This window comes from Sorangium sp. So ce1335 (assembly GCF_051521615.1).
In the GTDB taxonomy this organism is placed as follows: Bacteria; Myxococcota_A; Polyangia; order Polyangiales; family Polyangiaceae; genus Sorangium.
Genome location: NZ_CP150363.1, coordinates 6,935,409 through 6,956,178, shown reverse-complemented (window position 1 = coordinate 6,956,178; position 20,770 = coordinate 6,935,409). Strand labels below are relative to the sequence as shown.

Here is a 20,770-nt window from a genome sequence, read left to right as displayed (position 1 = left end):
CGGACGTGCCCCGGGGGCATCCAGAACCGGGTCGTCGACCTGGTCTGCGACCCTCGGGGCCTCCTCGGCCTACGGCGGGGTGGGCTTGCTCACCTGGACAGGCTGGCTCATTTCGGCGCGGGCTCGCCGCGCACCGCCGCCTCGATCGTGGCGACGTCGATCTTCCGCATCTGCATCATCGCCTCGAACGCGCGCTTCGCCACATCGCCGCCCCTGGCCATCGCCTCGGTCAGGACGCGCGGCGTGATCTGCCACGACAGGCCCCATCTGTCCTTGCACCAGCCGCACGCGCTCTCCGCGCCGCCGTTGCCGACGATCGCGTTCCAGTAACGGTCGGTCTCCGCCTGATCGTCGGTGGCGATCTGAAAGGAGAACGCCTCGCTCTGCTTGAACACGTCCCCGCCGTTGAGGCCAATGCACGGCACGCCGCACACCGTGAACTCGACCGTCAGGACGTCGCCCGCCTTGCCGCCTGGAAAGTCGGACGGCGACCGGTGCACCGCGCCGACCGTGCTGTCCGGAAAGGTCCGGGCGTAAAAGCGCGCGGCCTCTTCCGCATCACGGTCGAACCACAAGCAGATGGTGTTCTTGTTCATCGTTGCTCTCCTCTGTTGCACGCGCGGGTCAGCCGCAGGCCGCCCCGGACGAACAGCCTGAAAACCCCGCTCGGTCATGATCCCCCTGCTGCCCCCTTGCTGGTCGCCGAGCGGCGTTGGCCGTCGGTCGGCCTTCGGGGGCGAGCCGACCGACGGCAGGGGGATCTGCCTCGCCAGACGAACCGGCCTTCACGAGCCCGCGCTCGCCGGCGCCTCGACGGGTAGAAATCCTAAAGTCTTTGCGGGCGTCAAGAAGATTCGGATCTTCCGACCTCGGGACTGGCTCGCGTGCGCATGACCTCCTCTGCGCGACCTCGCTCACGTGAGGAGATCACAGCAAAGGCGAGGGGGCTGGAGCAGAAGCCGGAGCCGGGCGGCAATGCGACGGCGATCTGACGTCAGCCGCGGCCGAGGAAGTTCATGAGCCACTGCATGGCCGGCCGCATCCTGCCGTCCGGGTGCTGGATACCCGTGTTGGCCCGCCAGGTGGTGCCCACGATGTAACCCCAGAGGGTGATGCCTTTGACCGAGGGGTGATTGTAGAACATCGTGAACTGCTCCTCCATCACCCGCTTCTGCTGGTTGTCGTCCGCGATGCCGATGTCGTACTCGGTGATGTACACGGGCTTGCCCAGCGAGGCGAGCTTGTCGATGTACCCCTTCACGGTGTTCGTGTTGATCTTGTAGGCGTCGTGGGCCTGCGCGCCGAGGGCGTCGACCGGGGCGCCCGCCCGGATGACCGCCTGCGCGATCCTCATGAAGTTGTCGTGATCGCCCTGGTACTCGATGTTGTTGTAGTCGTTGAGGATCAGCACCGCGTTCGGGCAGTACTCGCGCGCCCACTTGAAGGAGTTGACGATCCAGTCCCAGCCGCTGGCGCCTGAGCCGCCGATGCCGTTGATGTAGGAGGGCGTCGTGTGGGGCGGCGGCTCGTTGACCACGTCGATGTACTTCGTGTCCGGGTAGCGCGCGCAGAACGACCGCATCCAGTCCTTCACGGCCTCCTGCTGCTGCTGCGCGGAGAGGCCCCCGATCCAGCTCGGCTGCTGGGCGCCCCACACGAACACGTGCTGCTTGAAGATGACGTTGTTCTGCTTCGCGTAGTTGTAGATCCGGTCGAGCGCCGCCCAGTTCTTTTGCCCGCGCGTCCGCTCGACGGCGTCCCACTTGCCCTCGTTCTCGGGCGTGATCTGGTTCCAGTACCTCGCGAAGCCGTCGCGCACCGCGCCGCTGGTCGTGATGTTGCCCACGAACTTCCCGCCGCTGGCGCCGCCGCCCCCGCCGCCCGAGCCGCCGCCGCCCGTACCGCCGCCGCCCGCGCCGCCGCCGGTGCCCGAGCTGCTGGAGCTGCTGCTCGAGCTGCCGCCGCCCGTGCCGCCGCCGCCGGTGCCCGAGCTGCTGCTGGAGCTGCTGCTCGATCCGCCGCCGCCGCCCACGGTCCGGAGCGAGAACTTCTGGTTGTCGCCGTTCGCCCAGCTCCACTGCTGGATGCCCGTGCCGTCCCCCGTCCCCCGGCCCATGACGTCGAACGCCTTGCCGCTGGCGCGGCCCATGATGCGCTGGACGCCGTTCGCGACATCGACGAACTGGAATTGCTGGCTCCAGGCATTGCTATTGCAGGCGGACTGGACGATGGTCGCGCCGTTCGCCGTCGAGCTCCCGTTGACCGCGAGACAGAGTCCGCTGTTCACGTTCTTGAGCCGGTAGAACTCGCCGCCCGCCGACTCCGCGCGAAACTGCTGCCGCGTCGCGCCGTTGCAGCTGGCAATCTGCGCCGCCGCAGAGCTCGCCGTGCTCCCGCCCCGGATCTCCACGCACTTGTTGCTCTGGGTTCCGACGATCGTATAGACCGCGCCCGTAGTGACCGAGATGGCGCCGTCGAGCGACCCCCCCTCCTCGGTCTCCGCATCGTACGCCTCCTCGGGACCGAGGACGCACGACACGGCGAGGATGCCCATCGCCGCCGCCAGCAGCGCCTGCTTCATTCCAGATCTCATGTTGTTCTCCTCGTCCTGCCAGGTAAGTGAAACGCGGATCTTTCCACGGCTCGCTGCTGCCTCGCCTCGATCGGGGTCGCTCGCCGCGCGATGGCTCCCGAGGGGCGGCCGCGCTGGCCATTGCCGCTGCGGATGTACCTTGAACGAGATGCGCGCGGAGCGGATGATTTCGTTGCGTGTGCGTGAGGCAACGCGATAGTGAACCTTATCCTTCGTAAAGGGTAGTTACGTCAAGATCATTCGTGCATCGCGCGGCGGCCTGCGCGCGATGCAGGTGCGATGAAATCGGCTGCTGTGGAGTGACGATGGCGGCATCGGGCCGACTCGCGGCCGAGGCGCCGACAGACTCGACCGCACCCGCGCCGCTCGCTCACCCGATACCGGACACCGGACACCGGAACGGCCCTGAACAAATCGCGATCCACCCCTGTCGGAACAGCGATCCTGGGCAAGACGGGATCCACCGGTGACGTCGTGGGCATGACGCGGGTCGCCTTCGATCGCGCGCTGACGCGCAGCGTCTCGTGGGGCGCATGGGGGACAAGCCCTGGGCCCGGCCGCGCCCGCAGGAGCACTCCCGTGCTCCGCGTGAGCACAATCTTGTACGCCTGACGTGATCAGGCGCCTGGCCGGCGGGCATTGCCTACATGTTGGGGGGGCCGGAGGGGCCTCCGCCGACGGTGTAGAAATCGCCTCCGCAAGACGTGACGGGCCGCACCACGCTGACGGCCTCCGCCAGGGGTCGAGAACCGCGACAGGCGTCGCGAAGGGGTTCGCCGATGCGCAACATGGCTTATTGGATCGGGCTCACGTCGGCAATCGCGATCGCGGGCCCGCTCGCGACCGGGTGCGTCGCCCAGATCGGGGACGACAGCGCTCCCGGTCCGGACGGGGCGCAGTCCGGCACGGGAGGTCCCGGCCCGAGCTCGGGCTCGGGAAACCCCGGGAACCCAGATGACCCCCTCAACCCGGGGAACCCGACGAACCCCACGGATCCGACGAGCCCGACCACCCCCCCAGAGCCTCCCGATCCCGGCGTCGTTGCGGCGTGCGAGGCCGGGTTCAGCAAGCTCCCGAACGGCAAGGGCGGCTTCAACGTCGAGGCCGTCTGCATCCCGGAGGGCATGGGCTTCGACAGGGCCCGATCGATCGAGGCGTTCAAGAGGACGGTCTACCCGCTGCTGACTGCGAACTGCGCGCTCTGCCACAGCACGACGAGCAGGGCCCAGTCGCCCATCCACGCCGACGTCGATCCGGAGCTGGCGCACGACTACGCGCTCACGCGCGTGAACTTCAGGAAGCCGGTCGACTCGAAGCTCGTCGTCCGCATGGGGATCGACCGGCACAACTGCTTCGGTCGGGACTGCAAGGACGCGAACGCGCAGATGCTCGCCGCCGTCGAGGCGTGGGCGGCCGAGGTCGCGCCGAGCCTCCCGGAGACCCCGCGCCCCGTCCCGGCGAGCGAGAAGATCGCCGAGGAGCAGGTCAAGCAATGGATCGCGACGGACAGGGCGAACGTCGCCGAGGCCGACAAGGAGTTCATCAAGTACGCCTCGCTGCACGAGATCCACAACGCCGGCGTCTCGGCCGAGGAGATGAACGTGGCCCGCGTGGGGCTGTCGAAGGCCCTGAACTCGACGGCGCGCTGGGCGCCCGTCATCGTCAACCCGGTCGACATCAACGGCAAGGGCATCGTCTACCGCTTCGATACCCGCGATACCTGGGGCTACAACAAGGGCGTCAAGAAGCTCCACTTCGGCGGGTCGGACGACGACCTCGCCTTCGGGACAGCGAAGAAGAACTACCTGGGTGAGGCGGTCGACGGGAGCACGTGGAGCCGGGAACGGTACAACTACACGGCTCAGGTCGAGGAGGATCCGGACTTCGCGAGGCTCGTCTGGCGGCGCATCGAGGCGGGCAACGTGGAGGGCGCGACGGACTCCGGGGTGCTGCCGTCCTACACCGATGGCTTCAAGGGCGAGTACGTCGAGGCGAGCCAGCTCGTCTACACCGTGACGCGCCCGGACGTGTACAACGCCATCATGGCGATCCCCTGGTTCGCCCAGATGCTCGAGGACGAGCTCGGGGTCATCAAGGACCAGGGGATGAAGTCGTACGAGTACATGGTCACGAAGCAGGCCATCACGATCGACTCCCGCATGTACTGGCGCGCCCGGACGAAGAGCGGCGGGTACTACTGGAAGACGTGGGACGTCTTCACCGGGCAGCTCGAGGGGAGCGTCCAGACGATCGAGCAGGCGTACGAGCAGGGCCAGATCCGGTTCCCCTTCTGGGCGCACCCGATCCCGAAGTTCATCGCAGGGACCGGCGGCGGCGTGACGGCGGACAGCCTCAGCTTCGTCGCGACGCTGGCCCAGCCGTTCGGCACCGAGCCCGCCGGGTGCGATGGGCAGCCGAACTACGGCAGCTCGCAGTTCCTCAACTGCCGCTACTACACGGGGACCGACGGGCTCCAGCAGTCGGCGGAAGAGGTGATCTGGGATCTGCCGAACGGCCTGCAGGGGTACTCGCTGTGGGGCGGCTTCAACCAGCGCCGCGTCGACGCGTTCGTGAACATCGTGCGCGACCCGCGCATCACCCGCGAGGACGCGGACGCCGTGATCACGAGCCGGATCGGCTTCGCGAGCACGGACCGCCGCCTGAACACCGGCAGCGCGTGCATCGGCTGCCACGCCGACGGCATGAACCGCGGCGACAACGACCTGCGCGACTGGCTGGATGGGGACCGCCGCTATCTCCCGGACGGGGAGCGCGGGGTCGACCGGTGGATCAACGACGAGGCGACCGTCGCCCAGGTCAAGGAGCTGTACCCGCCCTCGACCGTGATGCGGCAGCGCATGGAGGATGACCGCAAGGTCTTCCTGTCCGCGATGGCGAAGATCAAGCGGGAGATGATCCTCGGCCAGGACAAGAACGTGTACGTCGAGCCCGCGATCTGGACCATCGAGTGGGCGCAGAAATTCTACAAGTACGCGCCGACCCGGTCGAACTAGGCGCGGCGCGTCGCTCCGTCGGGGACGCGCGAAGTTGAAAATCAAGGAGCTTGGCGCGGTCATCGACACTCCTCACCTGATCACGGCCGCGCGGCGCTTGACAGGTCCCCCGCGACACGATGACTTCAGGGGATGAGGTCGCCTTACACCTACCTGCTGTTCGTGCTGCTGCCCTCAGCAGCCGCCGGCTGCGCCGCCACGGCGGACCCGAACAATGGCCCTGACGGGAAACCGGCCGCGTCGTCCAGCGCGGACGGCGTGGGGGGATCGCCAGGGCTGGGCAGCTCGGCGTCCGGAGGCCTGGATATCGGCACCGGCGACAGCAGCAGCGGCGTCGCCGTGGCGACGGGCTGTTCTGCGGACATGCGGGAGGTCGTCGACGCCGAGGGGAACGCCGTCGAGGTGTGCCCGCCCGAGCTGGGGTGTCACCAGGCACAGTGCATTCCCGCGTGCGAGGCCGCGGCGAAGGCGGGCGGATCGATCGGCTGCGATTACCTCGCGCCGTCGCCGCCGTTCTTCGAGAACGAGAACGCCCGCTCCCGCTACAACGGCGCGTGCCACGCGGTCTTCCTCGCGAACACCTGGGCCCGCCACGCGAAGATCCGCGTCGAGCGCGCCGGCGAGGCGCTCGACCCGGCCCGGTTCGCCTACCTCCCGAGCGGCATCGGCCCGGGCACGACGTACACGCCGCTGCCCGAGGAGGGGATCCCGCCGGGCGAGGTGGCGGTGCTGTTCCTCTCTCACCTGCCGGGGGCGTCGACGACCTATGGCACCCTCGAGTGTCCAAAGCGCCCCGCCGTGCTCGACGACGCCGCGGTCCACAAGAGCGGCATGGGCACCGCGTTCCAGGTCACGTCGGATACGCCCGTGTCCGCGTACGACATCCTGCCGTACGGCGGGGCGATCAGCTTCCTCCCGAGCGCGTCGCTGCTCTTGCCGCGCAGCACGTGGGGGACGAACTACTACGCTCTGGCGCCGAACGCGCAGGGCAGCGGCTCGCTGTGGATGATGCTCGTCGCCGCCGAGGACGACACGACGGTGGAGCTGGTGCCCCGCGCGTCGCTGCCGGGCGGCGCCGGGGTGCCGGCCGCGCAGGCGAACGCCACCACGCAGATCACGCTCGGCGCCGGCGAGATCGCGCAGTGGATGGGCGCGGACCCGAGCGGCGCCGTTCTCCAGTCGAGCAAGCCGGTCGGCGTGTGGACCGGCAACACGTACATGCAGGTGAGCTCCGACACGTCGCCGCGGGGGGGCGGGCACGACGCGGCCCACCAGCAGATCGCGCCGATCAGGGCGCTCGGCAGCGAGTACGTCGGCGCCGGCGTCGTGTCGCGCCTGCACAACCAGCGGGCCGAGAGCGTCGTCTACCGCCTGCTCGGCGTGGCCGATGGCACGGTGCTCGCCTGGGATCCGGCGCCGCCCGTGGACGCGCCGATGACGCTGGACGCGGGCGAGGTGAGGGAGTTCGAGACGACGGAGCTGTTCTCGGTGCGTTCGCAGGACGACGAGCACCCGTTCATGCTCACGCACTACATGCCGGGGGCTCCGTCCGCCACGCTGCCGGGGTGCGTGGACGAGATCCCGCTCCCAGGGCAGTCGTGCCTGCTCGGGGACGAGGAGTGGGTGATCCAGCTCCCGCCCAGGCAGTTCCTCGAGCGGTACGCGTTCTTCACGGATCCGACCTACGGGACGACGAACCTCGTGATCACGCGCGTCAAGGGGGCGAACGGCTTCTCGGAGGTGGAGCTGAGCTGCCTCGGTGAGGTGACCGGGTGGCAGCCGGTCGGGACCGGGGGGCACTTCGAGGTGGCGCACGTGGACCTGAGCCGCGGGTTCATCGGCGCGAGGGCGGCGTGCGAGACGAGCCAGCACGAGGCGAGCAGCGCGGGGGCGTTCGGGATCACCGTGTGGGGGACGGATTTCTTCGCCTCGTATGGGTATCCGGCGGGCGGAAATGTCGCGAGCATCAACGACGTGGTGGCGCCGCCCATCCCGCAATAGCCCGGAATGGCCCGGCCCCCGTGGGGGGAGCTCGTCGCGCGGGGCCAGGACAGGCAGAACTCGCGTGAGACGTCCTGTGCCCGGCGTGCTGCGCACGCCAGACACAGGACGTCAAGTCCGCTCAGACAACTGCCTGTCCCAGCCCCGCGCGACGAGCTCCCCCCACGGGGGCCTACGGTGGAAATGGTGTTCAGGGTCGCGAGCGCCCCAGCCCCGCGCGACGAGCTCCCTCCGCGGCGGGCTCACTGTGATCTTAGCGCTCGGCGGGGATCTCTACGGGGAATCTCACTGTCGGACAGTTGAACGCTATGGCGAGGATCTTACAGCTGACGCCATGACCAGGGTCCTACAGCCGACAGCATTGTCCGCGAACAGCTATTCGTCCTTGATTTCACCGACGAGTCGGCGACACACGGGGGCACGGCGGATGGCGCGTCTCGAGGATCGACCACATGACGATTCAGGGCGGAATCCATATTGGGATGCTCGTCCGGTCAGGTGACGCGGTGGCGCTCATCTGGAGCGAGATCCGCGCATCCCATGGATATGGATGCCGCGATGGCGAGAAGTGGCCCGTGCTGAATCACGCACCTGACGGGGCGCATGGCATGTGCGGCGGGAATGCGTGCTCGGCAGTCACCGTGGCCGGCGGGCCTGCGGTGGTGAACCCGTGGTAGCGCGGGACTCGAGCGTCGGTGACAAGGGAAGCGACGGGCTCGCCGACGGCGCGGGAAATGGGGAGGGCGGCGAGCTCGTATCCCAGCCGAACTCCGACCACGATGGTCAGGGAGGACTCGGCAACCGGCGTGGCGATGGTTGCTGCAGCCGTTCCACCAGCAGCAGCGGCATGCGGGGCGTCATCGGCGCGCCTGGCGAGGCCATCGGCGGCTCACGGGGGCAGGATGGGAGGGCGACGAGGCAGGCGATGGCGGTCGCGGTATGCCGGGCCAGGGCGGCGGCCGTCGTGGCGGACTCGGCGTGTGCGGCATGGCCTCCAAGGGAAGCGCAGGCGGCGGCTCGCGCGGCGCAGGGGGCTGCGGTGGCCGAGGACGTCCAGCCGAGCATTGGATCGTCGCGCTTCAGGCCAGGCTGACGGTGCCCGACAGCGCGATCCAGACGCTGCCCGCCGGCCAGGGCGGCGCTCGCGGGCCGCCCGAGGAAGATGGCGAAGGGGGTTCGCCCTCGTCCTCGCCGGGCGCATGACATCGACGACGGCCATGCTTTCGGCCGTGCTCGGGCCGCAGGAGCATGACGCCTACATGTCCGTGAGCGCCTCTATGCAGCAACTCGCGAGCGGCGTCCCTTCCTGGACGGCGGGCCTGCCCGCGGTCGAGGGAGCTTCCGTCGAGACGCACCGCCCCGTGCCGGAAAAGCCAGGTAGATCAATGGTTTATCCGCCCATCGAAACGGCGCCCTCACTCCACAGCCTGCGGGATTGGTGCGGGTTGCGGGAGGCGCTCAGGGCCGGGCGTCGACCAACTGTTACCGCGCCCTCTCAAAAGTGGAGTTCGCCCCGATCTCGATCCCTATTCGTGATGGGAATCCCCTGATCGGCCGCTGCCCGCCCATCAGCGAGCCGGTGTGGGCCCGAGAGAGGAAGCCAGGGTGGAGGCTGATGCCCCGCCGTCGGCCGGCGTTCGCTGTGCATTCCTAAAACCAACCAAAAAATCTCACACAAACGTCAAGTCGCGCGACTTCGCCGCTGCCGGTTTGCAGCCTCATGGGGCCACCTGACGGCGTTTTTTGCAGGGTCATGGGGCCACCCCAAACGCAGGAGGATGGGGCCACCCGCGCGGGGGCGTGACCCAGTTTTTTGCAGGGTCATGGGGCCGGCTTCCGAGGTTTTTTGCAGCCTCATGGGGCCAGCTCGGGACGCCGCGGTCGGGATCTGAGACGGGCTCCTTCCGACGACGGCGCGGGTCGCCGTCGGAAGGAGGCCGATGCCCTACCGAGAGCTGATCATGGTTGACATCAAGGAAATGCTCCGCCGTCGTGCGGCGGGGCAGAGCGCGCGTCACGTGGCGCGCGAGACAGGGTTCGATCGCAAGACGGTCGGCAGGTACTTCGAGGCCGCTGCGACATTGCCACTGCCGCCCGATCGCGAGCCGACGGACGAGGAGATCCACGCAATCGCCCAGCGCGTGCAGGCGCGCCCGGTGCCCGACGCGAGCGAAGAGTGGAAAGAGATCGGCGCGCATCGCGCACGTATCGAGGCCTGGCTCGCCCAGCCTCGGCCGCTGAAGCTGACGAAGATCCACACGCTGCTCAAGCGCGACCACGGCGTCAGCGCGAGCTACGACACGCTCCGGCGCTTCGTCATGGAGGAGCTCGCGTGGCGCAAGAAGACGCCGACGGTTCGCGTCGCTGACACCGAGCCCGGCGAGGTCGCGCAGATCGACTTCGGCCTGATGGGTAAGCTGTTCGATCCAGCGACGCAGCGGGTTCGAAATCTGTGGGTGCTCGTGGTGACGCTCGCGTACAGCCGCTACCAGTTCGTGTGGCCGTCGTTCGAGCAGACCACGGCGGCGGTGTGCGCGGGGCTGGATGCGGCGTGGAGGTTCTTCGGCGCGATGGCGCGCGTGATCCTCCCGGACAACATGAAGGCCATCGTGCTGCGCGCTGACGAGCTCGCCCCCGTGCTCGTGCCGGCGTTCCTCGACTACGCGCAGACGCGCGGGGTGTTGGTGGATGCCGCGCGAGTCAGGTCGCCCAAAGACAAGGCGCGTGTCGAGAATCAGGTCGCGTACGTGCGCGAGAGCTGGTTCGACGGCGAGTCGTTCACCAGCCTCGACGAGGCGCGCGCGTCCGCTGAGCGATGGTGTCGCCACGTCGCCGGTGCGCGCGTCCACGGCACGACGCGCGAAGTGCCGCGCGAGGTGTTCGAGGCACGCGAGAGGAGCGCCATGAAGCCGGCGCCGACAGCTCCGTTCGACGTACCGCACTGGACTGATGCAAAGGTGCACCCGGACCATCACGTGCAGGTCCTCCGGTCGCTCTACAGCGTGCCAACGCGCTACGTCGGCAGCACGGTGCGCGTTCGCGCCGACAGCGTGTCCGTGAGGATCTACGCCGGCACGCAGCTCGTGAAGGTGCACGCGCGCGTTGCGCCGGGCAAGCGCTCCACCGACCCGAGCGACTACCCCGTGGGCAAGGACATCGCGGCCGAGCGCGATGTGGCTTCGCTCATCGCGAGCGCGAAGAAGTGCGGCGTGCACGTCGGCATCTACGCCGAGCGGCTGCTCGATGTGCCGCTACCGTGGACGCGCATGCGGCTCGTCTATGCGCTGCTGCGGCTGTGCAACAAGTTCGGCAACGGGCGCGTCGAGGCGATCTGCCAGAGCGCGCTCGCGTTCGATGTCGTCGACGTGCAGCGCGTGACGCGCATGCTCGAGACGGCGAAGACGCCCGCGTCACCGCCCACGGATGAGCGCAAGGTCGTTGCGCTCCCCACGCCGCGGTTCGCGCGCAGCACCGAGCACTTCGCGACACGCACGCTGGCGGCTGCCGCGACGAAGGAGGAGGCGTGATGAGCTCGAGCGAAGTCGACCCCGCGCTCGTCACGGCGCTCAAGCGCCTGCGCCTCGGCCGCATCGCAGCGACGTTGCGTGAGCGGCTGCTGCTGGCCGAGAAGCAGTCGATGGGGCACGAGGAGATGTTGCTCATGCTGCTCACCGACGAGATCGCGCGCCGCGAGGCGAGCGCGACGGAGAGCCGCGTACGCGACGCCGGGCTCGATCCCAACATGCGCCTGGAGCTCTGGGACAAGACCGCGAAGGTCAGCTTCGACAAGCGTCTGCTCGGTGGGTTCACGAGCCTGCGCTTCCTCGAAGAGCACAAGCACATCGTCATCCTCGGCTCGGTCGGCGTGGGCAAGACCTTCCTCGCGAACGCGCTCGGACACCTCGCGTGCCAGCACGGCTACAGCGTGCGTTTCCTGCGCGCCGACGCGATGCTGCGCAGGCTGCGCCAGAGCAGGCTCGACAACTCACGCGACGCCGAGATGGTCGCGCTCACGACCGTCGACCTGCTCATCCTCGACGACTTCGCGCTCGAGGCGATGAGCAAGGAAGAGAGCCGCGACGTCTACCAGCTCTTCCTCGAGCGCACGGGTCACGCGTCGATGATCGTCACGAGCAATCGCGACACGGCCGAGTGGCTCGCGATGTTCGACGACGTGCTGCTCGCGCAGAGCGCCGTCGATCGGTTCAAGAACGCGGCGTTCGACTTCATCGTCGAGGGCGAGTCGTACAGGCCACGGCTCAAGCCGAAGCTCGACGAGAGCAACACGGCCGCGCCAGTGCCCGCGCGCAGCAAGCCGCCCACCCATCCACGCAGCAAGCGGCGATGACCGCTGCGGCCCCGGCGAGGACGTCGATCCCGGGGCCGCGCCGCTGACCCCCTCGCTCCACTCGGCGCGCCTCGCCCACCCTCGTCAGCATGGCCGCGAGGGGCGCCGGGGGCGGGGTGGACGTTCCTGCTCCTGAGCGTCGTGACCCCTGCGCCGGACCTACCAGGGGGCCCGGGTGGCCCCATGACCCTGCAAAAAAGAGGGACGTCGCCGGTCGCTTCGCGCCCGGCTCCGGGGACCTCGACACGCTTCGCGGTCTCGGGCATGGTCGAGACCGATCACGTCGTCTCCCCCTGGCCCCATGACCCTGCAAAGGGGTGGCCCCATGACCCTGCGACGTGGCATTCGCCGCGCTGAGCGCCCTTGCATTCCCGTTCCACGACCCCAATTACCACTACACTTTGCGACACGTCAGCCCCTCGCTGACGTAAGGCCGGGGCCGAGGGAGCGGAGCATCGGCGCGAGGCCGGCCACAAAATAGGCGACGAGGGGATGCGTGTTGTGGCGACCCGTCTTCCCCTCGTCGTGCTCCGAGCACCGTGCAGGAGCGGAGCTCATGCAGGATCGTTCAAGCCGACGTCGACATCAAGCGCTGGATGACGGTGCTGCCAACGGTTGACCTCGTGCGGCCCGCGCGCTGCCCCTGCTGCGACGCGGCCGGCCGCCCCGTCAACGGCCCGCTGGTGATGCGCGGCCACGGCCTGCGCGAGCGGCTGGTGTGCGGCCCGCTCGAGCCCGGCGGCGCTCCCCAGCAGGTCACGATCCAAGCTCGACGCTACCGCTGCAGCGCCTGCGGCGCGATCGTGGTCGTAGTGCCTCGCGGGTTGCTGCACCGCCGGCGCTACTCCGCGGCGGCGATCGGCTGGGTGCTCGCTCGCATCGGGCTCGACGGCGTGAGCACGCCTGTCGCCCGCGCCGAGGTGTGCCCCTGCGCGACCCTGGGCGTCGCAGCGGCCGAGCGGTGGCTCGCGCCGTCTCGCTGGATCGAGGCCAGCCGCCGTGGACAGCTGTTCCCTCGGCTCGGGCGCCATGGCGCGGAAAGCCCCCGCGCGCAGATCGCCGAGCGCACCGCGATGCAGCTCGTGGGGCTGTCACCTCAGGGCAGCACGCGGGAGCCGGCGCCGCACCTGGCGTTCCGCGGCGCCGTGCTCGCAGCGTGATGCCCATCCGCAGGCCAACGCAAGCTCCGGCGACTCCACCACGCAGGATCGGGCACGGCGGTGCAGGAATGAGGCACTGGGTCCACATGGGTCGTCGAAGACGGACCCGTGGAAAGGACCGCTCGTGGACATCCTCAAACCCAGAGACCACGCGGAGGAGATCGCCATCTTCCGCCACGGCGTGATCGGGCAGCTCTGCGCTCGCGATCTCGAGCATGGCGACCTCGTCGAAGCGCTACGCGCCCTCTCGAAGGAGCGCGTGCGACCGCCCGGGAGCTCGTGTACACGCACCTTCGCGGTGCCGACACTCGAGCGCTGGCTCTATGCCTACCGCCAGCGCGGGCTCGAAGGGCTCTGCCCTCGCGCCCGTCGCGACCGCGGGCGCGGCCGCGAGCTCGACCCGGTGCTGAGAAGGCTGCTGTGCGACATCCGCCGGGAGCACCCGGACGCTTCGGTGCCACTCATCCTGCGCACGCTCCGCGCAGACGGACGCCTGAGCGCCACGGTCAGCGCGTCGACCGTGCGTCGCCTCTTCCGTCAAGAGGGGCTCGACAAGATCCCGCAGCGCGACGGGAAAGGGCCGACGACTCGGCTCAAGTGGCAAGCCGAGCGCCCTGATGCGCTCTGGCATGGTGACGTGTGTCACGGCCCGACACTTCATCTCGACGGCCGAAGGGTCACGGTGCGGATCCACGCCCTGCTCGACGATGCCTCGCGCTTCATCGTCATCCTCTCGGTCGAGAGCGACGAGAAGGAAGACACCCTGCTGCGGCTGCTCGTCCGTGCCCTCCGGCTCTACGGAGTCCCCGATGCGCTCTACCTCGACAACGGTGCAACCTACCGTGGCGACGCCTTGCGCCTCTTCTGCTCGCGCCTCGGGATCACCCTGCTTCACGCGCGCCCCTACGACCCGCAGGCGCGTGGTAAGATGGAGCGATTCTGGCGGACGCTTCGAGAGAACGTGCTCGACCACCTGGGCTCGGTCACGTCGCTGCAGGACATCTCCTCTCGCATCCAGGCCTTCCTCGACGTCCACTACCACCCGTCGCCGCACGCCGGGCTGATGGGGCGCGCGCCGGGGCTTGTGTACGCGCCCGGGCAGCGCGAGATCGACGCCCTCTCCGAGGCTCGCCTGCGCGAGGCGCTCACGCTCCGGCAGCGTCGGCGCGTGCGCCGCGACACGACCGTCGCCCTCCGAGGACAGCTCTTCGAGCTTGATCACGGCTACCTCGCCGGCCGTGTCGTGACGGTCGCCTATTGCCTGCTCGACGAGCCTCTCGCCCCGGTCGTCGAGCTGGAGGGGCAGCGGATCCCGCTTCGCCCTGTCGACCCGGTACACAACGCGCACGTCAAGCGGCCAGCGCGCCGAGCCACGAGCGGCGGCGCGTCGGCCGCGGGGCAGCCTGTTGCCTTCGACCCGGGCGGCGCCCTGCTCGTCAAGAGCGCGCGCGACGCGGCCCTGGCGACCGGCGCGGACGAGGCCGATGGGGAGGAGGACCTCGATGCGATCTTCTGAGCTCGGCTTCTTCGGCCTTCGCACGGCCCCCTTCTCCAAGGAGCTCGACGATGCCGAGCTGTGGTTGCCCACGTCCAAGCAGGTGCTCGTCGACGATCTCGAAGCCGCGCTCCTCGAGCGTGCCAGTGTGCTCCTCGTCGGTGAGCCGGGCGTCGGCAAGACGTGTGTGCTACGGGCCTTGCGGCATCGGCTACCCCAGGCCGGATTCCGCCTGACCTACTGCCACAATGCGACGCTCGGCCGACGCGACTTCTACCGCTATCTCTGCCACGCGCTCGGCCTGCAGCCGACCTCGAGCGCCGCGAACCTGTTCCTCGCCGTCGAGCGGCATGTCCACGAGTTGCGCAGAGATCAGATCCACCCGGTGTTTCTGCTCGACGAGGCCCATCTGCTGCACCCGGACATGATGGCGCACTTGCATATCCTCTTGAATCACGAGTGGGACAGCCGTGCTCTTCTGTCGATCGTCCTTGTTGGCCTCCCGGAGCTCGAGGGCCGCATGGCGCTGCGCTCCCATCGCTCGCTCCTCACGCGCATCCACCACCGCTTCATGATCGAGCCGGCCACGGTGGAGGACACGGCGGAGTACGTGGCCTTCCGGCTGAAGGGCGCCGGTGTGGAACACGAACTCTTCTCGCGCGAGTCGCTCGCCGCGCTGCATGAGCTCGCGTCGGGCTCGCTGCGCGAGATCGACCGCCTCGCCTCGGCGGCGATGCGGGAATCGGCGCGCCGCAAGCGCAAGCTGGTCGACCGCGAAGCGGTGGCCCGCGTCGCCGAGACGCTCACGCTCGCCTCGTCTCTCGGCTGAACGGCGGCGCACAGCCCGCGAGGCTCGTCGGCCTCGCGGGCCGAGGCGCGTCTGATCCAGGATGGCCATCGCCTCGCCGCGAGGGACCGTGGCCGGCACGATGCCCATCGCCGTACAGCGCCGGCGCGACACGCCCGCGATGGGCATCGGCGGCTGGGGAGACCTACCGAGCTGCGGCAAGATGGCCATCATTCAGGCGGGGCGCAGTGCCATCAGCCAGCCGGCTCGGCAACAACCAACCGTGCGCCCAAGGGCTCGCCCGTCGTGCGCCACGCGCGCCTTGACATCGGCGAAAGTTCTACGGTTTCCTAGCCCCGAGCACACGAAAGCGGCTGCCCGATAGCATCATGATAAAGAATCTTCGTCTCAAGTGGAGTGACGAATACGCGTACGCATTCGCAACCAAGCGTGCTGCTGAGATGCTCGTGGCCTGGCTGAACAGGTGGCCAGGTCCGCGCCTCATCGCCAGCGAACACTTCGCCGTTAAGGGATGGGACGACGTCGTTGTCGAAGAATATGACAGGACGCGCGTTCACTATCAGGTGAAGTTCCAAAATACAGACTTTGATACCAAGCCCGTGAGGCGACCACAGGCTGCACCGCATGAAAATCCAACGCAGCGCTTGCGCGGCTCGCCCACGAATGACCACAGTCGTGCGCTCAACAGCACAGTAGCCACGCACGGGTCAACGGGCCCGGTACGGCGTGCGCCTCTTCCCAAGCTCACCGAAGGTGCCGAAAAGAGATCATATGCCGCGTCAGTGAGTGTCGACGTAAGCCCAATGGACCAGATGTTCCAGGAGCTCGCGAAGGTATCCCGCGATGTGCAATGGGACGGTACAATAGATAACTATCGTCGCCACTTCGCGCTCGCGGTTCCAGCGGAGAACCTACAGGTGAAGAAAGGCTTCACACTGGCACATCTACGAGAATTCGTTGAGCGCTGCCGCAAGTTGGGCCAGGTCGCGGACCGGTTAGGACAACCAGGTGACGAGCAAGCTTCCAACAGTCGTACCTGGCTCATGAGCTGGTGCGGATTTGTCGATAACGAACATATCCTCCGCGCGCTTCAGCATGTCAGGATTTACACCATAGGCGTCACGGCGGATCTCGAAAGCGAGGCGGAAAATCTGTTGCAGCCCCTGTTCGCTAAGCCCACCGAGGCACGTCGTGCGATCTTTCACTTCCTTAAAGAGAATGCGGATGAGGTGCAGGAGACGACGCCAGGATTTCTTCTTCCCAGGGTTTCGGAGTACCTCCACGAGACCTACCGGCGTTGGATCCTCTATCATCATGACCCAATGGAGCCTAGGTGGAGGGCCGCAGGTACGATTGAACTTCGCCATCGGTCCTCTTCCACTTCCGCGGATGCCGTGCGGTTCCTCTGGACGCCCGGTAGCAATGCGCCTCCGGAGCTTTGCATCGCCGCTTCGCCTGATCCTAACTGTTCGCTACGGCGATCGCTCATCCGACTCGCAACGCATGCAGAGATTGCTCAGGCAGAAGTGCGAATTTCCGATTGCGTACAATGGAGGTATGTGGTCGCGACTTGGGTGGGTGGCACACTGGGGACCAAGGACCACGATCAGATCGGCTTGAATTGGCGAACTTACAGCGACGTGCCGATCCCGGTGGATTGCTATTTGCTGCCCGAAGGTGACGTTGCCAGCGAAAAAGAGGCACGGGCACTTGCAGACCACATGGACATGCATACATGGACTGAGTTGGTCAAGCTTGTGAATTGCAAGGTTCAGGATTATGGAGCAAAAGATTTGACGATTGCCATGGCCACGGTTTGGGCGCGGTGGCGGAAGGACGTCCGTGAGCATGCCGAGCTGATGCGCAACCTCCTGCAAGCGGATGCGGAGCGCGGAAGATCTGCGCTCGCTGCCATACGGGTAGGACCGCGCACCATTGAGCTCATGGCGAGTGGCATCCTGCTCAACCTGGCTCTGGTCGCAATTCTCGACCCTGAACACGGAACCTGGAACAAGATAATGGGCAAGCGTACGCATACCATCGCCCTGCATCGGTGCTCGGATCTTGATGATTCATCCAGTAGCCCCAAGGATGTATTCCACCAGGCGCAGGCGCTCTTGTGTCAAGAAACCGCATCCATCGTACTGCTCCCCGGTACCGACAGTCCCCCCGAGGAACTGCTACCAGAGAGTCTCATGGACGACGACGCCTCGTCGATGCGCATAGGGCACCGCAAGTTCCCTGAATCCGTGTTCACTGGTTTTTTTGTAAGTACGCAAAAAGCAATGTTAACGAATTCCGTCGCAGTGTCGAAAAACGGCTCAAGAGGTACTCCGACGCGCGTCGGGCTCTATTTGAAACAAGTATGAGGGAGGCGGCGCATGATTGACAAAATTGTTCGCGCCGTCGAAGATCGAGTCAGTGGCAGGTTTGTCGTCGACAAAAGTGGACACTTTCCCGTTCTTCTCGTCGGCTTGAGTCCGCCCGCACTCGCTGAGCGACGGGTTCTCCGTCTTCGCCGCACCGGCCGTCAAGGGGCGGGCTGGCGCACGGTCCTGCTCACCATACTCGCGACCCGCGACAATTACCAGGACGCCCTGAGGTGGGCGGCCGAGGTGCGCCAGGAACTACGCGAGCCTGAGGCGAGCGATCTCTACTTGTGGATGTCAGGGCCAGGCCTGAAAGGACTAGAATCCGAGACGATCGAATCTAACGAACATTTCTGCAGAAAGTTGGTTATTCGAGAACGAGAGCAGGTTTCCCTGGATGACTTTATGGATCGATCGTTCCTTGCTCAGAAGACCGCGTCTGCGGGCGTCGACGGAACGCTCGTGGATCCGCTCACTGCCGCCCTCGCCGACGTTGTGCACAAAGGTCGATTGAATTCTTCGAACGCGCAAACCTGGCGCGTGGCACTCGCGACCATGCCCGGCGGCAAAGACCTCGCCGAGCAGCTCCGAAGCGATTGGTTGAGGGGGAGGGAGTCGACGTGACGTTTTTGACCCGACTGGAGTTGTCGAACTTCCGCCGATTCGGGCCGAAGACGGTGCTGGAGTTTCCCGCTGAGCCAGGCGTGGCCATTCTCGTGGCGCCAAACGGTACCGGGAAGACCTCCATCTTCGAGGCGATCGAGCTAGCCTTAACCGGTGCAGTCCGGCGCTTGGGCAACGCCGGCGTAGCTGCGCTGGTCCGCGATGGCAATCCGCAGGCAGAGGTAAGAGCGTTCTACGGGGAATCGCGTATTCTGGTTTCCATTGACAGGCGAAATGCGAGCGTACCTCTCCATGTCGATGGTGACCCGGTGGCGGTCCTCGGTGCTCATGCAAGCAATGATCTGGCTACGCTTCTGCGGCTCACCCATCTCATGGACCAGAGCGAGCGGTGTTGGTTTATCGGATCTGATCCGGAAGAAGGAGGAGAATCTCTTGCGACGCTGCCCGCAGTGCGGGATACTCTCGCCGCATCGGCTGCGATGTCGAGTACCAAGCGTGCGCTCACGACAGGCGCTAAAGAAGCCCGCGCGGTTGCGGAAGGCGCCAAGATCCGAATCGATGACTGGCGACGGCGGGTAGAAGAGCGCAACGCCGCACGTCAGGAGATTGAATCAGATGCTCCTCTCACCGCGCCGGGGGTGCTCCGGCGCGAACTCGTGACATTGGCGGCGCAGCTCTCGGGCGACCGAGCCCTCATTGGGACGGATGCCAGTCCACCTGCGCTCCAGACGGCCGCTCGCGCGCTCTCAGAGCGCCTGGCTGTGCTTATGTTTGAGCTCGAGCAGAAGAAGGTATCTCTCGCTGCTCTGGATACGTGGGTTGAGCGCTACAACGCGCTTGCTCAGGAAGAGTTCGAGGCGCGGTCGGCCGTCGACGCCTTGCGAACGAAGCGGAACAAATGGTTGGCGGCGCGTGAGGATGCCGATGAGGCGCTTCGTGGTGCCAGTGAAAGCCTCGCGCAATGTCAGTTAGAGGCGACCATCGCGCGAACGCGCCATGATGCGCTTGCGCTCGAACGCGCGCACGGAGAGGCAGCTGCAAACGTGCTTGCTGCCGAAGATAAGCTCAGTGCCACTGAAGACCGCCTGGCCGAGACGGAGCGCACGCTGTCACGGCTGAGGCAGATGCATGGGCGTGAAGTTGAGCTCAAACGTTCGAAAATCGAGCTCGACGACGCCAGGAAGTCCTTGGCGCAGTGGACGGCGTCGGAGATCGAACGCCAGGACCTGGGTGTGCGCATTGTCCAGGCACGTCAATCGCTGGATTCCGCAACGTTGCTCGTCGCAGAGCGAGCCGCCTCATACCAGGGTCGGACGGCGCTCGTTGAGCGGTTACAAGAGGAGCTGACACAGATCAAAGCCTCGGCCGATGCTCTGCGGACCGCCGTTGCCGCTGTGGCTTCTCACCTTTCTCCGAGTGAGGGAACATGTCCTGTGTGTCTATGGCCTCACGGAGCGACAGAGCTGCATCGCAGGGTGCAAGAGGCACTCATGGTGTTGAGTCCCGCAATCGCAGGGGTGCAAGCACGTCTGAGCGACGCGGAGGAGCACCAGAAGGCAGCCAGTGACGCGTTTCACGACTCCGAGCAAGGCCAAGCCGCTGCGTTGGCGACCCTGAAGGATCTGCTCAGGATGGACGATGAGTTGTCCGCAGTGATCAATGCGGCACGGGAGCATCCGCTGCTGGTCCATCTCGAGCGTGATCTCGCACAGCAAGCCCTCGAGCGTCGCGCAGCAAAGCTCAATAATGATGCCAGAACACTCGAAGAGGAGCGCAGTAGCGCACCCGACGAAAGCGACGTGCGAGCGAGCTGGATGGCTCTCACTGAAGAGCGGGATCTGGCACGTGAGCTGGTTGTGAAGGCCGCGTTCGCGCTGGCCGATAGCAAAGCGCAACTCGATCAGGCACTCGAGCGAGTCGGCGCACTCGTCATCGATCCGAGTGTGGCTGCTCTTCTCGATGAGAACGAGTCGGCTCGCAATGTCGCCGCTGCCGATCTGGCGGTCGCTACGGCTCGCGCTGAGAAAGCCAACCGGGAGGGGCTACTCGCCGACGCGTCGGCGGGACTCGCACGCGCAGAGCAAGAGCTTGCAGATCGCAACGCGACCGCGGCTGTCCTTGCGAGTCAACTCCGTGAGGCGGTCTCGATATGGAGAGCTAATCATCTGGAGGGGGTACCCTCGGCAGAAGGCCTGAAACTGGTGTAGACGGCCACCCCGATCCGCAGATTTGTGACCCTCGCGTCGTTACGCCTGGGGCGAGCGCCGGCGGCCGGGAAGTTCGCCAGCGCGAGGGGCGGCGGTAGAGATCGCGCCCAAGCAGCGCGCCGAAAAGACGAAGGCCCTGGGTAGCGACCAG

General features: G+C 66.9%; 12 protein-coding genes. 10 read left to right on the top strand and 2 right to left on the bottom strand.

All coding sequences use genetic code 11. From position 1 onward, the window contains the following. Positions 1-107: 107 nt before the first annotated feature. Entirely contained in the window at positions 108-596 is a 489-nt protein-coding gene (locus WMF24_RS25760; RefSeq protein WP_437730033.1) for a VOC family protein, read from the bottom strand. Between the two features lie 398 nt (positions 597-994). After that, positions 995-2,593 carry an endo-1,4-beta-xylanase gene (locus WMF24_RS25755; protein ID WP_437730032.1) on the bottom strand — a complete coding sequence of 533 codons (1,599 nt, stop codon included), beginning with the start codon at positions 2,591-2,593 and terminating at the stop codon, positions 995-997. A 779-nt stretch (positions 2,594-3,372) separates the two neighbouring features. Here WMF24_RS25755 and WMF24_RS25750 point away from each other — a divergent pair. The 10 genes from WMF24_RS25750 (at position 3,373) to WMF24_RS25705 (ending at position 20,619) form a co-directional block, all read left to right on the top strand. Continuing rightward, complete coding sequence (locus WMF24_RS25750) at positions 3,373-5,607, top strand: hypothetical protein (protein ID WP_437730031.1); 2,235 nt, start codon at positions 3,373-3,375, stop codon at positions 5,605-5,607. 132 nt (positions 5,608-5,739) lie between these two features. Beyond that, a complete protein-coding gene (locus tag WMF24_RS25745) occupies positions 5,740-7,608 on the top strand; it encodes an IgGFc-binding protein (RefSeq protein WP_437730030.1) in 1,869 nt (622 codons plus the stop codon). Positions 7,609-9,569: 1,961 nt separating this feature from the next. After that, positions 9,570-11,135 carry an IS21 family transposase gene (istA, locus tag WMF24_RS25740; protein ID WP_437730029.1) on the top strand — a complete coding sequence of 522 codons (1,566 nt, stop codon included), beginning with the start codon at positions 9,570-9,572 and terminating at the stop codon, positions 11,133-11,135. Further along, a complete protein-coding gene (locus tag WMF24_RS25735) occupies positions 11,135-11,956 on the top strand; it encodes an ATP-binding protein (RefSeq protein ID WP_437730028.1) in 822 nt (273 codons plus the stop codon). The genes istA and WMF24_RS25735 overlap by 1 nt, the downstream gene beginning before the upstream one ends. Positions 11,957-12,495: 539 nt before the next feature. Beyond that, positions 12,496-13,116 (top strand): hypothetical protein, encoded by a 621-nt coding sequence (locus WMF24_RS25730; protein WP_437730027.1) that lies wholly within the window; start codon positions 12,496-12,498, stop codon positions 13,114-13,116. Between the two features lie 124 nt (positions 13,117-13,240). Further along, entirely contained in the window at positions 13,241-14,632 is a 1,392-nt protein-coding gene (locus WMF24_RS25725) for a DDE-type integrase/transposase/recombinase (protein WP_437730026.1), read from the top strand. Between the two features lie 82 nt (positions 14,633-14,714). Further along, complete coding sequence (locus WMF24_RS25720; protein WP_437730025.1) at positions 14,715-15,440, top strand: ExeA family protein; 726 nt, start codon at positions 14,715-14,717, stop codon at positions 15,438-15,440. Positions 15,441-15,787: 347 nt separating this feature from the next. Further along, positions 15,788-17,788, top strand: a complete 2,001-nt coding sequence (locus tag WMF24_RS25715; protein ID WP_437730024.1) for an ABC-three component system protein — start codon at positions 15,788-15,790, stop codon at positions 17,786-17,788. 12 nt (positions 17,789-17,800) lie between these two features. Beyond that, positions 17,801-18,412 carry an ABC-three component system middle component 1 gene (locus WMF24_RS25710; RefSeq protein ID WP_437730023.1) on the top strand — a complete coding sequence of 204 codons (612 nt, stop codon included), beginning with the start codon at positions 17,801-17,803 and terminating at the stop codon, positions 18,410-18,412. Continuing rightward, positions 18,409-20,619 carry an AAA family ATPase gene (locus WMF24_RS25705; protein ID WP_437730022.1) on the top strand — a complete coding sequence of 737 codons (2,211 nt, stop codon included), beginning with the start codon at positions 18,409-18,411 and terminating at the stop codon, positions 20,617-20,619. Before WMF24_RS25710 ends, WMF24_RS25705 begins: the two co-directional genes overlap by 4 nt. Positions 20,620-20,770 lie beyond the last annotated feature (151 nt).